At 71.6% G+C, this 13,801-nt stretch carries 11 protein-coding genes; 6 read left to right on the forward strand and 5 right to left on the reverse strand.

The annotated features are described in order from the left end of the window. A partial coding sequence (locus ACZ6JT_RS33735) for an ATP-dependent helicase C-terminal domain-containing protein (protein ID WP_469215767.1) occupies positions 1–1,135 on the forward strand: 1,135 nt, incomplete at its 5' end. On the opposite strand, the gene pgfA is transcribed toward ACZ6JT_RS33735, so the two are convergent. The 4 genes from pgfA to ACZ6JT_RS33755 all read right to left on the reverse strand — a co-directional run bounded on the left by pgfA (position 1,125) and on the right by ACZ6JT_RS33755 (position 4,391). Next, complete coding sequence (gene pgfA, locus ACZ6JT_RS33740) at positions 1,125–2,129, reverse strand: cell envelope lipid trafficking protein PgfA (protein ID WP_469215769.1); 1,005 nt, start codon at positions 2,127–2,129, stop codon at positions 1,125–1,127. The genes ACZ6JT_RS33735 and pgfA overlap by 11 nt on opposite strands. 14 nt (positions 2,130–2,143) lie before the next feature. Then, positions 2,144–2,284: an SPW_0924 family protein gene (locus tag ACZ6JT_RS33745; protein WP_107050459.1), complete on the reverse strand. Its 141-nt coding sequence runs from the start codon at positions 2,282–2,284 to the stop codon at positions 2,144–2,146. Between the two features lie 170 nt (positions 2,285–2,454). Further along, a complete protein-coding gene (locus ACZ6JT_RS33750; RefSeq protein WP_469215771.1) occupies positions 2,455–3,117 on the reverse strand; it encodes a hypothetical protein in 663 nt (220 codons plus the stop codon). Continuing rightward, the gene (locus tag ACZ6JT_RS33755; RefSeq protein ID WP_469215773.1) at positions 3,114–4,391 is read right to left on the reverse strand and encodes a lytic transglycosylase domain-containing protein; all 1,278 of its coding nucleotides are present in this window, start codon (positions 4,389–4,391) and stop codon (positions 3,114–3,116) included. Before ACZ6JT_RS33755 ends, ACZ6JT_RS33750 begins: the two co-directional genes overlap by 4 nt. A 208-nt stretch (positions 4,392–4,599) precedes the next feature. Here ACZ6JT_RS33755 and ACZ6JT_RS33760 point away from each other — a divergent pair, with 208 nt between their 5' ends. Beyond that, complete coding sequence (locus ACZ6JT_RS33760; RefSeq protein ID WP_469215774.1) at positions 4,600–5,457, forward strand: DUF4184 family protein; 858 nt, start codon at positions 4,600–4,602, stop codon at positions 5,455–5,457. Between the two features lie 33 nt (positions 5,458–5,490). Here ACZ6JT_RS33760 and polA read toward each other — a convergent pair whose 3' ends face one another. Further along, positions 5,491–8,214: a DNA polymerase I gene (polA, locus tag ACZ6JT_RS33765; RefSeq protein ID WP_469215776.1), complete on the reverse strand. Its 2,724-nt coding sequence runs from the start codon at positions 8,212–8,214 to the stop codon at positions 5,491–5,493. 148 nt (positions 8,215–8,362) lie between these two features. Between polA and ACZ6JT_RS33770 the strand changes: the two genes are divergently transcribed. The 4 genes from ACZ6JT_RS33770 to ACZ6JT_RS33785 all read left to right on the forward strand — a co-directional run bounded on the left by ACZ6JT_RS33770 (position 8,363) and on the right by ACZ6JT_RS33785 (position 13,793). After that, the gene (locus ACZ6JT_RS33770) at positions 8,363–10,633 is read left to right on the forward strand and encodes an FdhF/YdeP family oxidoreductase (protein ID WP_469215778.1); all 2,271 of its coding nucleotides are present in this window, start codon (positions 8,363–8,365) and stop codon (positions 10,631–10,633) included. 54 nt (positions 10,634–10,687) lie between these two features. After that, on the forward strand, positions 10,688–11,185 hold the full coding sequence (locus ACZ6JT_RS33775) for a PaaI family thioesterase (protein ID WP_469215780.1): 498 nt from the start codon (positions 10,688–10,690) through the stop codon (positions 11,183–11,185). Positions 11,186–11,619: 434 nt separating this feature from the next. Then, the gene (locus ACZ6JT_RS33780; RefSeq protein WP_469215781.1) at positions 11,620–12,018 is read left to right on the forward strand and encodes a hypothetical protein; all 399 of its coding nucleotides are present in this window, start codon (positions 11,620–11,622) and stop codon (positions 12,016–12,018) included. A 542-nt stretch (positions 12,019–12,560) separates the two neighbouring features. Next, on the forward strand, positions 12,561–13,793 hold the full coding sequence (locus ACZ6JT_RS33785) for a branched-chain amino acid ABC transporter substrate-binding protein (RefSeq protein WP_469215783.1): 1,233 nt from the start codon (positions 12,561–12,563) through the stop codon (positions 13,791–13,793). Positions 13,794–13,801: the final 8 nt, after the last annotated feature.

Consider the following 13,801-nt stretch of genomic DNA (forward strand, 5'->3'; position numbering starts at 1 on the left):
CCGACCCTTCTCGTTTTCCCCCCCCCCCACCCCCCCCCCCTCTCCCTTGTGGGTCCCCCCCCCCCCCCAACATCCCGGAGGACCCGAAAATCCAGCCTCGCCGGCGTTTGAGGCGCGGGGTCTGGGGCGGAGCCCCGGCAGCGGTGCTGCGCCCGACGACGGCGCCGCAGGGCTGATCGCCGCGCTCGCCTTCCCCGAGCGGGTCGCCAAGGCCAAGGGACAGGGGGCCTTCCTCATGGCCTCCGGGACCGGGGCCGAGCTCGGTGACGGCTCACCGCTGCGCAGCGCGGCCTGGTTGGCCGTCGCCGTCGCCGACCGGCCCCCGCACTCCGCCTCCGCCCGGATCCGGCTGGCCGCCGTCATCGACGAGGACACCGCCCGGGCCGCCGCCGCACACCTGTGGACCGAGGGCGAAGAGGTGCGCTGGGAGGACGGGGACGTGGTCGCCCGCGCCGCCGAACGGCTCGGGGCGATCGGGCTCTCCGTACGCCCCCTGCGCACCCCGGACCCGGCGCTCGTACGGGCCGCCCTCCTCGACGGGCTCCGCACCGACGGCCTCGGCCTGCTGCGCTGGTCCCCGGACGCGCAGGCGCTGCGGGCCCGGCTGGGCTTCCTGCACCGCACGCTCGGCGCGCCCTGGCCCGACGTGGCCGACGACCAGGAGCTCCTGGCCCGGGCCGACGACTGGCTGGAGCCCGAGCTGTCGCGGGCCCGCCGCCGCGCGGACCTCGGGCGGATCGACGCCGGGCAGGCCCTGAACCGGCTGCTGCCGTGGGCCACCGGCGAGGCCGCCCGACTGGACGAGTTGGCTCCGGAACGGCTGGAGGTGCCCAGCGGATCCCGGATCCGGCTCGACTACTCCGCCGAGCACGGGCAGCCGGTGCTCGCGGTGAAGCTGCAGGAGCTGTTCGGGCTGGCCGAGACCCCGAAGGTGGCCGGTGTGCCGGTGCTGGTGCACCTGCTGTCGCCCGCGGGGCGGCCCGCGGCCGTCACGGCCGACCTCGCCTCCTTCTGGCAGGGCGGCTACCGGGCCGTCCGCGCCGAGCTGCGCGGCCGCTACCCCAAGCACCCCTGGCCGGAGGACCCGGCCACCGCCGAGCCCACCCGGCACACCAACGCCCGCCTCAGGCGCTGACCCCTTCGCTTTCCTCTTCCTCTTCCACTTCCTCCCGCTCCCGCGCCCGGCGGCCTCGGGCCTCCAGCCACAGCGCCAGCCCGAGGAGCGCGAGCCCGCCGCCCGTCAGGCCGACCGGTGCGTAGGTGTGCAGCGCGAGGATCTTCGTACGGTTGGACTTGACGAGGTCGACCGTGTAGTCGGAGTAGTCCTCGCGCATCGTCACGTGCCCGGCGAAGGCGGTGAGCTTGCCGTCGGGGCCGCCCGCCGCGATGCCGCCGCGCATCTCCTGCTGGATGTCCTGCTCGGCGTTGACCGGCGCTCCGGTCACCGGGTCGACCCAGAACCTCACCTTGGCGGTGTACCAGAGTGTGGTTCCGGTGGCCGCCTCGATCGTCGTGGGGTCGATGCCCTCGATCGGCATCTTCTTCGGCATGGCGACCTTGGTCCAGGGGATCGTCTGCTCGAAGTAGTAGACGTCCATGCCCTTGAACGTGCGCGGTCCGACGTAGTGGATCGGCGAGGAGGTGCGGGTCTGGGCGTCGAAGTACAGGTAGTCGCGCGGCTCGGTGAAGAAGGGCCACTTGAACTCGATGCCCTCGCGCTTGACGGCGTCCCCGTCGACCATCTCCCCGGTGGCGTGCACCGGGTCCTGGGTGTGGGCGTCGAAGATGTAGCGCTCGGGTATCTGGGAGACCATCTTGCCGTCGGGGCCGATGATGTAGGACAGCGTGTCCCAGACGACGACGTCCTTGCCCGCGCTCGACTCGATCTCCCTGGACGCCTCCACGTTGCCCTTGAGGGTCTGGACGATCGTGACCTTGTCGACCTTCTTGGGCTGCATGCCGCCGGTGTAGTCGAGGAGGGTCGCGTCCTTGGCCTCCAGGACCATCTCCTGGTACTGGCTCGGTGGGATCTTGGCGAGGCGGGGGTACGCGTACCAGCGCAGCAGCGGCGCGAGGGCTGCGCAGAACACGGCTAGGGCCAGCAGGACGAGGCTCGCTCTGCGTCGCAAGGCCGGGCCCTCCTCTACTTTCCGGGCGCGGGGGGCGCGGTGGTGAGCAGGGGCCTGGGTGAGGTCTTGCCCTCGGGCGCCCCGAACGCCGTGACGGCGAGGACGAGGAGTACCGCGAGGACGAGCCCGCTGGCGGCGGCGATGAATGCACGCATGCCGGGCCTCCGGAATCTGATAGGGCGTCAGGGCGGAGGCACCGTAGCAATGCGGGGGCGAGATGAGAACCGTCCGCGCGACGGATCCCGCGCAACGCCCCCTGACCTGCGAGCGAGCCGCATGCCGGAGGGCGTTTCCCGGTGGTTGGCCCGGTTCGTCCCGGCCCGGTTCACGGCCCGGCGGGGTCCGGATCGCTGCTCTGCACGGCGGCGGCCAGCTTGTCCCGCCGATCGCGGTCGCCGTCACCCTTGGTGCTGAGGATCGTGTCGCAGATCTCGCGCAGCTTGTCCGTCGCCTGCTTGGAGAACAGGCCGCACAGCCCGGCGATGCCGGAGAAGCCGTACGGGTTCGTCGCCCCCGCGCCGGAGCTCCCCGCGAACAGGCCTCCACGCAGGAGCAGGTACACCAGCAGGGCCAGCGCGACGCCGATGCCCGCCCTGAGCAGGTACCACCACAGCCAGCTCGCGTACAGCCGCCGGTTGCCGACGTACGTCGCGAACGAGGTGGCCGCGTGGACGAAGCTGCCGAGGGCGCTGCACAGGATCACCGCGAGGAGCATGGCGACGTCGGCGGTGAGGGCCCATCCCCCCAGGCCCAGGGGCGACCACCGCGCCGTGGAGGCCGGGTCCGTCCCGGGCGCGACCAGGGCGAGGAGGATCGGCCACAGGCTGAGCAACCCGCCGCACAGCGCCACCACTTCCGCCAGCAGCACCACGCCGAGGGCCGCTGTGGCCGCCGTCGGCAGGTGGCGCTGCCGAGCGTCGGCGCCGACGTCGGCGCCGTCCGCGTGTTCCGCCGCCTCGTCGCGCTGCCGAGGTACTGTCCCGCTCACCCGTTCGCCCCGGGCGTCGGCCGGGCCGCCCTCGGCGTGGAGGACGGGGTCACGGAGGCGGACAAGGACACGGAGGGCGTGGGCTTCGGCGACGGGGTGGCCCTCGGGGGCGTGGTGGCCGTGGGCGAGGGCTTGGGGGTCGGCGTGGGAGACGGGGTCGGCGTCGGGGTGGGGCTGGGGGTCGGCGTCGGAGTCGGGGTCGGAGTCGGGGTCGGAGTCGGGGTCGGAGTCGGCGTCGGAGTCGGGGTCGGGGTCGGGGTCGGCGTCGGCTTGGGGGCCGGCGTCGGCGTCGGTGTCGGCTTCGGGTCCGGGGTCGGCGTAGGCGTAGGCGTAGGCGTGGGGGTGGGCTTGGGGTCCGGCTTCGACGTCGGGCTGGGTGTCGGCTTCGGCGTCGGCGTGGGTGCCGTGGGGGTGCCCGCCGCCGTGCCGGGGCTGTCCGGGACCTCGTGCGTGCCCTTGAGGTAGTACGTGAACCAGGACCGGACCGTTCGCAGGTACTCCGCGGAGTGGTTGTAGGACAGCACCGCCCGGTCCAGGTCCGCGTCCGTCCGCAGGTCCCTGGTGCCCGCGCACAGGTACCGTCCGGCGGCGAGGGCCGCGTCGTGCACGTTGTTCGGGTTGCGCCGCCCGTCGCCGTCCGCGTCCTGGCCCCACGCCGCCCACGTGGAGGGGATGAACTGCATCGGCCCGACCGCCCGGTCGTACCGGGCGTCCCCGTCGTAGGCCCCGCCGTCCGTGTCGGAGATGTTCGCGAAGCCGTTGCCGTCGAGCACGGGCCCCAGGATCGGCCGCAGGGTGGTCCCGGCCGCGTCCACCTGGCCGCCGCGCGCCTGACCGGACTCCACCTTGCCGATCGCCGCGAGGAGTTGCCAGCGCAGTCCGCATCCGGGGTCGCTCCGCGCCACGGTCTTCTCCGCGCGCAGGTAGGCCGCCAGTACGCTCGCCGGTATCCCCTGCGCCCCCTCGGCCGGTCCGGTCGCGGCGAGCACCGGCACCGTCTCCGGGGCCGGGGACGGCGACGGCTGCGCCTCGTCCGGCAGCACCACGGCCGGCGGCTCCGGGCTCGCCGGGGGCGGGAGTTCGGTGATGTAGTCGGAGTCGCCGCCGCTCGCCTCGGCCGGGAGGGCCGGTTCGCCCTCACCGACGGCGACCGTGCGGTCCCCGCCCGCGCCCGCCGGCCCCTGCGAGGCGGTGAGCGCGGCGGCCACCAGCGCGGAGACCAGGGCGGCTGCCGCCCCCTTGCGCAGCCTGCGTCCGATTATTCGAGCCGACATGATCGGGACCCCTCCTCCTCGACGTCCGCGTGACCATACGTCAACTCCCTGTAAAGGGCACGGAGAGGGGGCCGGAATTCACCACATCACCACGTCCGTGCGCAGGTCACGCATACTGTCGGGACCCTTCGGGCGCATTGGCCCGAAGTAAGGAACATCCACGAGAACATCCACGACAGCGTCCAAGAGAACGTCCAGGAGAGGTGTCATGCCGTTCACTCTCAGCCATGCGGCCGCCGTGCTTCCGGCCGTCCGCCGGACAGGGCGTGCGCGGGGCCCCCTCGTCGCCTCGGCCCTGGTCCTCGGGTCGTTCGCGCCGGACACCTTCTACTTCACCGACGCGGTCGTCGAGGGCGTCATGGCCTACGGGACCTTCACGCACTCGCTTGCCGGGGTGTTCACCCTGGACGCCGTGCTCACCGCCGTCCTCGTGGGGTGCTGGCTGCTGTTGCGCGAGCCGCTGATCGCACTCCTGCCGCGCGGGTGGCGGGGCAGGGTGCACGCCTTCGTGCGCGGTGAGGAGTGGCGCGAGCGCCGCCGACTGCCCGCGCTCGCCGCCTGGTTCTACGTGTCGGCCGTCGTCGGCTCCCTCACGCACGTGGTGTGGGACAGCTTCACGCACATCGACCGCTGGGGGACGAACGCCCTGCCGGAGCTGGAGGAGCCGCTCGCCTTCGGCCTGCCCCTCTACTCGTACCTGCAGTACGGCACTTCGGCGGTCGCGGCCGGCGCGTTGCTCTGGTTCACGGTGACCGCCCTGCGCCGCCGGCCCGCCTCCCCCGCCCCCGCGTCCGTGCCGGTGCTCGGCCGGGCGGAGATCTGGGGCGCGCTCGCCCTGGTCGTGGGGTGCGTGGCGGCCGGGGTCACGCTGCGCGTGATCCGCTTCTTCACCTTCTTCGACCGGATCCGCACGCCCCTCGACATCATCCCGACCGTCTGCTTCGGCGCGGGCGGCGGCCTCGCCGTGGCCCTGCTGCTGTACGGGGTGCTCGTACGGCTGCGGCACCGCGGCGGCCGTGCCGCCCGTAGGGACGAGGAAACGCGGACGCCCGTCCCCACCGGCTGAGCGGGGACGGGCGCTGCCCTGGCCGTACGGACCTCAGTGCGCGGCGGACTCCCAGTCCGGGCCGACGCCGACGGACACGTCCAGGGGAGCCCGGAGGTCGACGGCGGCGCCCATCTCGCGCCGCACCAGCTCCTCGACCTGCTCGCGCTCGCCCGGGGCGATCTCCAGCACGATTTCGTCGTGGACCTGGAGCAGCATCCGCGAGCGCAGCCCGGCCCCGGTGATCGCCTTGTCCACGCGCAGCATCGCGACCTTGACGATGTCGGCGGCCGTGCCCTGGATGGGGGCGTTGAGCGCCATCCGCTCGGCGGCCTCGCGGCGCTGGCGGTTGTCGCTGTTGAGGTCGGGCAGGTACCGGCGGCGGCCGAAGACGGTCGCCGTGTAGCCCGTGGCCCGGGCCTCGTCGACGACGCGCCGCAGGTAGTCCCGCACGCCGCCGAACCGCTCGAAGTACGTCTCCATCAGGCCGCGCGCCTCGGCGGGCTCGATGTTCAGCTGCTGGGCGAGACCGAACGCGGAGAGCCCGTACGCCAGGCCGTACGACATGGCCTTGATCTTGCGGCGCATCTCGGCGTCGACCTGGGACCGCTCCACGGCGAAGACCTGGGAGGCGACCGTGGTGTGCAGGTCCTCGCCGGTCGCGAAGGCCTCGATCAGGCCCTCGTCCTCGGAGAGGTGGGCCATCACGCGCAGCTCGATCTGGCTGTAGTCGGCCGTCATGAGGGACTCGAAGCCCTCGCCGACGACGAAGCCGCGGCGGATGGCCCGGCCCTCGTCGGTGCGCACCGGCACGTTCTGCAGGTTGGGGTCGGTGGAGGACAGCCGGCCGGTCGCGGCGACGGTCTGGCTGAAGCTGGTGTGCACCCGGCCGTCGGCGGCGATGGTCTTGACCAGGCCCTCGACGGTGACGCGCAGCTTGGCCTGCTCGCGGTGGCGGAGCATGATCACGGGCAGGTCGTGGTCGGTCTGCGTGGCCAGCCAGGCGAGCGCGTCCGCGTCCGTGGTGTACCCGGTCTTGGTCTTCTTGGTCTTCGGCAGGTCCAGCTCGCCGAAGAAGACCTCCTGGAGCTGCTTGGGCGAGCCGAGGTTGAACTCGTGGCCGACGGCCGCGTGCGCCTCCTTCACCGCCTGCTGCACGGCTCCGGCGAACTGCTGCTCCATGGCCTCCAGGTGGTCGCGGTCGGCGGCGATGCCGTACCGCTCCATCCGGGCGAGGAGCTCGGAGGTCGGCAGCTCCATGTCGTGCAGCAGCTCGACGGCGCCCACCTCGGCGAGCTTGTCGGTGAAGGCTTCGCCCAGGTCGAGGACCGCGCGGGCCTGCGCCATCAGCGCCTCGGCCTCGGCCGTGTCGTCGGCGCCGAAGGCCAGCTGGCCGTCGGCGGCGGCGGGCGCCAGCTCGCGGTGCAGGTACTCGTTGGACAGCGCGTCGAGCGCGAAGGAGCGGCGGCCCGGCTTGACCAAGTAGGCGGCGAGCGCGGTGTCCATGGTGACGCCCGCGAGGCTCCAGCCGTGCTCGGGGAAGACCCGCATCAGGCCCTTGGCGTTGTGCACGATCTTCGGCTTCGCCGCATCGGCCGCCCAGGCCGCGAAGGCCCGCTCGTCGGCCTCGTCCAGCTCGGACGGCTCGAACCAGGCGGCCGCGCCCGTGGCCGAGGCCAGCGCGATCTCGCTGACGTTGCCCTGTCCCAGCGCCCAGCTGTCGACGGTGGACACGCCCAGCGGTGCGCTCGCGTGCGCTTCGAGCCACGGCGCGAGCTCGCCCGCGCCCAGAACGGAGCCGTCGAGCTCTACACCCCCCGCGACCGGAGCCGGGGGCTCCTCCTCGGCCGTGCCCGGGTCCACGGCGAGCAGCCGCTCGCGCAGCGAGGCGTTGCGGATCTCCAGGACGTCCAGCACGCCGAGCAGGGCGGTCCGGTCGTACGGGAGGCGGACCAGGTCGGCGGGGGCCTTGGGCAGCTCCACGTCCTTGACCATCTCGGTCAGGACCCGGTTGAGCTTGACGGCCTCCAGGTGGTCCCGGAAGTTCTGCCCGGCCTTGCCCTTGACCTCCTCGGCGCGCTCCACGAGCTCCGCGAACGACCCGAACTGGGTGATCCACTTGGCCGCGGTCTTCTCGCCGACGCCGGGGATGCCCGGCAGGTTGTCGGACGGGTCGCCGCGCAGCGCCGCGAAGTCCGGGTACTGCTGCGGGGTGAGCCCGTACTTCTCCTCCACCTTCTCGGGCGTGAACCGGGTGAGCTCGGAGACGCCCTTGGTGGGGTAGAGCACGGTGGTGTGCTCGGACACCAGCTGGAAGGAGTCCCGGTCGCCGGTGACGATCAGCACGTCGAAGCCGAGGGCCTCCGCCTGCGTCGCCAGCGTCGCGATCACGTCGTCGGCCTCGAAGCCGTCGATCGCGAACCGCGGCACGTGCATCGCGTCGAGCAGCTCGCCGATCAGCTCGACCTGCCCCTTGAACTCGTCGGGGGTCTTGGAGCGGTTCGCCTTGTACTCGGGGAACTCCGTCGAGCGCCACGTCTTGCGCGAGACGTCGAACGCCACCGCGAAGTGCGTGGGCGCCTCGTCGCGCAGCGTGTTCGCCAGCATCGACGCGAAGCCGTAGATGGCGTTGGTCGGCTGGCCGGTCGCGGTCGTGAAGTTCTCCGCGGGCAGCGCGAAGAACGCCCGGTACGCCAGGGAGTGCCCGTCCATGAGCATCAGGCGGGGGCGGTCCGCTGCGGTCGTCTGGTCCGTCTTCTTCGATGCTGTCTCTGCCACGCCCCCGATCCTAGGCGCCCCCACCGACAAATCCGGACGGCCTGCGGGGAGGGGCAAATCCGCCGTCGGCGATGTCGGCGGGGCGTGACAGGATCCGTGTACGTGACAGGATCCGTGTATACGACAGGACTGTTCAAAGGGGAGCGTCATGGCCAGCAAGCCGCCCGCAGGTGATCCGGTACAGGACGCTCCGCAGGTCGCGCCCCCGAAACACGCCGCCGCGGGGCTGCCCGCGATCGGGCACACCCTGCGGATCGCCCAGCAGCAGATGGGCGTGGCCCGTACCGCCCGCACGCTGCTCAAGGTCAACCAGAAGGACGGCTTCGACTGCCCGGGCTGTGCCTGGCCCGAGGGCGACGAGCGGCACACCGCCGAGTTCTGCGAGAACGGCGCCAAGGCCGTCGCGGAGGAGGCCACCCTGCGCCGGGTCACCCCGGAGTTCTTCGCCGCGCACCCGCTGGCCGATCTGGCCGACCGCTCCGGTTACTGGCTGGGGCAGCAGGGCCGGATCACCGAGCCGATGTACCTGCCCGAAGGCGCCGACCGCTACGAGGCGATCAGCTGGGAGCGGGCCTTCGAGATCATCGCCGAGGAGCTGACCGCCCTCGACTCCCCCGACGAAGCCCTCTTCTACACCTCGGGCCGCACCAGCAACGAGGCCGCGTTCCTCTTCCAGCTCTTCGCCCGCGAGTTCGGCACCAACAACCTGCCCGACTGCTCCAACATGTGCCACGAGTCCTCGGGCTCCGCGTTGAACGAGACCATCGGCATCGGCAAGGGCAGCGTCTCCCTGGAGGACCTCCACCGGGCCGACCTGATCATCGTCGCCGGGCAGAACCCGGGCACGAACCACCCGCGCATGCTCTCCGCCCTGGAGAAGGCCAAGTCCGCCGGCGCGAAGATCATCTCGGTGAATCCGCTGCCCGAGGCCGGCATGGAGCGGTTCAAGAACCCGCAGACCCCCCTCGGCATGCTCAAGGGCACCGCCCTCAACGACCTCTTCCTGCAGATCCGCATCGGCGGCGACCAGGCCCTCTTCCGCCTCCTCAACAAGCTCGTCATCGAGACGGAAGGCGCCACCGACGAGGCCTTCATCCGCGAGCACACCCACGGCTACGAGGAGCTCGCGGCCGCCGCCAAGGACGCCGACTGGGCCGAAACCCTCACCGCCACCGGCCTGACCCGGCCGGAGATCGAGCAGGCGCTGGCCATGGTCCTGGCCTCGGAGCGCACCATCGTCTGCTGGGCCATGGGTCTGACCCAGCACAAGCACGCCGTCGCCACCATCCGCGAGGTCGTCAACCTGCTCCTGCTGCGCGGCAACATCGGGCGGCCCGGCGCCGGCGTCTGCCCGGTCCGCGGCCACTCCAACGTGCAGGGCGACCGCACCATGGGGATCTTCGAGCGGCCCGCGCCCGCCTTCCTCGACGCCCTCGACAGGGAATTCGGCATCACCTCGCCGCGCGGGCACGGCTTCGACGTGGTCCGCTCCATCGAGGCGCTGCGCGACGGCAGGGCCAAGGTCCTCTTCGCCATGGGCGGCAACTTCGTCGGCGCCACCCCCGACACCGAGGTCACCGAGGCCGCGATCCGCCGCGCCTCCCTGACCGTGCACGTGTCCACCAAGCTGAACCGCTCCCACACGGTCACGGGCCGGCGCGCCCTGATCCTGCCCACCCTCGGCCGCACCGACAAGGACGTCCAGGCCTCCGGCAAGCAGTTCGTCACGGTCGAGGACTCCATGGGGATGGTCCACTCCTCCCGCGGCAACCTCGCCCCCGCGAGCCCGCACCTGCTCTCCGAGCCCGCGATCGTGGCCCGGATGGCCCGCGCCGTCCTCGGCACCGCCTCCGCCACCCCGTGGGAGGACTTCGAGCGGGACTACGCCTCGATCCGCGACCGGATCGCCCGCGTGATCCCCGGCTTCGAGGACTTCAACGCCAGGGTGGCCCGCCCCGGCGGCTTCCGGCTGCCGCACGCCCCGCGCGACGAGCGCCGCTTCCCCACCGCCACCGGCAAGGCGAACTTCACCGCCGCGCCCGTCGAGTACCCGAAGGTCCCGCAGGGCCGGCTGCTCCTGCAGACCCTGCGCAGCCACGACCAGTACAACACCACGATCTACGGCCTCGACGACCGCTACCGCGGCATCACCGGCGGCCGCCGCGTCGTCATGGTCAACCCGGACGACGCGGCCGAGCTGGGCCTGGTCGACGGCTCGTACACCGATCTGGTGAGCGAGTGGAAGGACGGTGTGGAGCGGCGCGCGCCCGGCTTCCGCGTCGTGCACTACCCGACGGCCCGCGGCTGCGCCGCCGCGTACTACCCGGAGACGAACGTGCTGGTCCCGCTGGACTCCACCGCGGACACCAGCAATACCCCCGCGAGCAAGTCCGTCGTCGTGCGCTTCGAACCGGCCTGATAGAACGACCTCAGGACAAGAAGGTTAACGAGCGTTGACGAACGGAGCCTGACCATGGGCGAGCAGCACGCAGTGAAGTTCCCGCAGGAGGTCCTCGACGAGTACGCGGCCCTGGGGATCGACCTCCCCGCGCTGTTCTCGGCGGGGGACCTCGGCGAGCGGATGGACATCCGCATCCTGGAGGCCTCGGCCGACCGCGTCGTCGGCACGATGCCCGTCAAGGGCAACACCCAGCCGTACGGGCTGCTGCACGGCGGGGCCTCCGCCGTCCTGGCCGAAACCCTCGGCTCGATCGGCGCGATGATGCACGGCGGCATCACCAAGATCGCCGTCGGCGTGGACCTGAACTGCACCCACCACCGGGGCGCCCGCACCGGCGTCGTCACCGGCGTCGCCACCCCCGTGCACCGCGGCCGCTCGACCACCACCTTCGAGATCGTCATCACCGACGAGCAGGACAAGCGGATCTGCACCGCCCGCCTGACCTGTCTGCTGCGCGAAGTCGACCAGGCCGCCGGCGCCCCCTCCGCCGAGACCCCCGCGGGGGCCTGACCCGGCCCGCACGGGCGCCTTGCCGGGCGGGCCGCCGCGCCCCGGGAGTCGGGCCCTCCCCCTCACCGGGGGGTCCCGGAGCCGGCGCGGCCCGCTCACCGCATCCGCGGCCTCCCCGCGTACCTCCGAGTGGGGAGGGCGGAGCGACCCGCTCGACGACCGGCAGCCCCGCGCGGTGGGGCGCCGCTCACGACCGCAGCCCCGCGCGGTTAGGGCGCCGCTCACGACCACAGCCCCGCGCGGTTAGGGCGCCGCTCACGACCGGCAGCACCGGGGACACGCGGGCTGCGCGCCGGCGACGTCCGCCCGGCCCGGGCGGCGGATCCGTACATTCCCGGACCGGGTCCCACCCGCAACCGCCCGGAATCCGCCAGTCCGCACGCTTCGCGGTGACATCTGTTGTGTCACCGATGGTGACCGCCTACCTTCCCCTCATGGGGACCATGCCACGTCCGGCCCGGTACGCCGCCCACACCCTCCTCGCGGCGCTCGCCCTGACCGGATGCTCTTCCTCCGCACCACCCATGGCGGCGGTCTCGGAGAGCCCTTCCGCCAGCCCTTCCTCCCCCGCGCAGGTCTGCACGAGCCTGGTCTCGTACTGGGCGAAGGAGACCCTCATGGGCACCAAGTGGTCCGGTCTCGACTGGGAGCAGAAGGGCCTGTCGAACGACCAGTACGCGATCCACGAGGACGCCGTCGCCGCCGGCCGCGCCGAGGAGCGAACTGCCGGACGGGACAAGGCACTTGAGCTGATCGACCGCTTCGTGGCCCAGCGCTGCGCCGCGCAGGACGGCGCGACCCGCAGTTCGGAGAACTGGCGACCCCCGACGTGACCCGGGTCACCGCATTCCCGAGCCCGCTGTCCGGCTTCCGGGCAGATGCGCGCAAATGGCCGAACCGCAGGTCGCAGGCCCTCTCGCCGACCCGGCCAAGATCCGCCCGGCGGGCACACCCCGCGCGCGTCATTACTCTGAGTAATTCACATGCCGTACGCAATCCGTCTTTTCCTCCGAGAATCGCCACTGGGGGGATTCCTTCGGACACACACCGCCACATTCGGCTGAATTTGATCTAAGACAGGTGCATGGAGGCCTCAAGCCCCTTAGGGGAACAGGTATTTCTCAGAATGCGGACACTATTCACCGTCACTAAATGTCCGTTATGTGCACACTCCCGCCACACATTCTTGGCCTTGGCATAACAAGAGCGTCACATCCTCCTTTCCCGCCTCCCGGTGCTCGCCACCTCGGGCCTAGAGTCACGGCCAGTCACCGCGCCGCAGGGCGCGAATCAGCACGGCCGTGGACCTCCCAGTGCGGCCCGGCGACCTAACGGCACCTCTCACGAGAGAGCCGCGCCAGGGAAAGGAAGAATCGTGCGACACCGTTCTTTGCTCGTCCTCACCACCGTGATCACCACGGGAGCACTGACCCTCACCGCTTGCGGATCGCGCGACGGGGACTCCAAGGACAACGGCGGCGGCAAGAAGACCCTCGTGGTCATCGGCGTGGACGCCCCGCTCACCGGCTCGCTCTCCGCGCTCGGCCAGGGCATCAAGAACTCCGTCGACCTCGCGGCCAAGACGGCCAACAAGAACAACGAGGTTCCCGGGATCGAGTTCAAGGTCGAGGCCCTCGACGACCAGGCCGTCCCCGCCTCCGGTCAGGCCAACGCCACCAAGCTCGTCGGCAACAAGGACGTCCTCGGCGTCGTCGGCCCGCTGAACTCCGGCGTGGCCCAGCAGATGCAGGGCGTCTTCGCCTCCGCCAACCTGGCCCAGGTCTCCCCCGCCAACACCAACCCCGCGCTCAGCCAGGGCGACAACTGGGGCAAGGGCGAGTTCAAGCGCGGCTTCAAGACCTACTTCCGCACCGCCGCCACCGACGTGGTCCAGGGCAAGTTCGCCGCCCAGTACCTCTTCAAGGACGCCGGCAAGAAGAAGGTCTTCATCGTCGACGACAAGCAGACCTACGGCGCCGGCCTCGCCGCCATCTTCGCCGACGAGTTCAAGAAGCTCGGCGGCGAGGTCGTCGGCACCGACCACGTCACCGTGAAGGAGACCGACTTCTCCTCCACCGCCGACAAGGTCAAGGCCTCCGGCGCCGACTCCGTCTACTTCGGCGGCCAGTACCCCGAGGGCGGCCTGCTCGCCGACCAGATCAAGAAGACCGGCGCCAACGTCCCCCTCATGGGCGGCGACGGCATCCAGGACCCGGCCTTCATCAGCGCCTCCGGTGAAGCCAACGAGGGCGACCTCGCCACCTCCATCGGCTACCCGGTCGAGAAGCTGGACACCGCCAAGAAGTTCATCGAGGACTACAAGGCCGAGGGTTACAAGGACCCGTACGCCGCCTACGGTGGCTACTCGTACGACGCCGGCTGGGCCGTCATCCAGGCCGTCAAGGCCGCCGTCGCCGCCAACAACGGCAAGCTGCCCGCCGACGCCCGCGCCAAGGTCGTCGAGGCGCTCGGCAAGGTCTCCTTCGAGGGCGTGACCGGCAAGGTCGCCTTCGACGAGTACGGCGACACCACCAACAAGCAGCTCACGGTCTACAAGGTCGAGGGCGGCAAGTGGGTCGACGTCAAGAGCGACACCTTCAACCAGTAATCCCGTAG

The organism is Streptomyces sp. NPDC046308 (assembly GCF_055588065.1).

What these genes read in the sequence shown, in the direction of transcription:
- ACZ6JT_RS33780 (WP_469215781.1), top strand. Translation starts at nt 11,620, where the DNA reads ATGGGGACCATGCCACGTCCGGCCCGGTACGCCGCCCACACCCTCCTC.
- ACZ6JT_RS33755 (WP_469215773.1), bottom strand. Translation starts at nt 4,391, where the DNA reads ATGTCGGCTCGAATAATCGGACGCAGGCTGCGCAAGGGGGCGGCAGCC.
- ACZ6JT_RS33760 (WP_469215774.1), top strand. Translation starts at nt 4,600, where the DNA reads ATGCCGTTCACTCTCAGCCATGCGGCCGCCGTGCTTCCGGCCGTCCGC.
- ACZ6JT_RS33770 (WP_469215778.1), top strand. Translation starts at nt 8,363, where the DNA reads ATGGCCAGCAAGCCGCCCGCAGGTGATCCGGTACAGGACGCTCCGCAG.
- ACZ6JT_RS33775 (WP_469215780.1), top strand. Translation starts at nt 10,688, where the DNA reads ATGGGCGAGCAGCACGCAGTGAAGTTCCCGCAGGAGGTCCTCGACGAG.
- ACZ6JT_RS33745 (WP_107050459.1), bottom strand. Translation starts at nt 2,284, where the DNA reads ATGCGTGCATTCATCGCCGCCGCCAGCGGGCTCGTCCTCGCGGTACTC.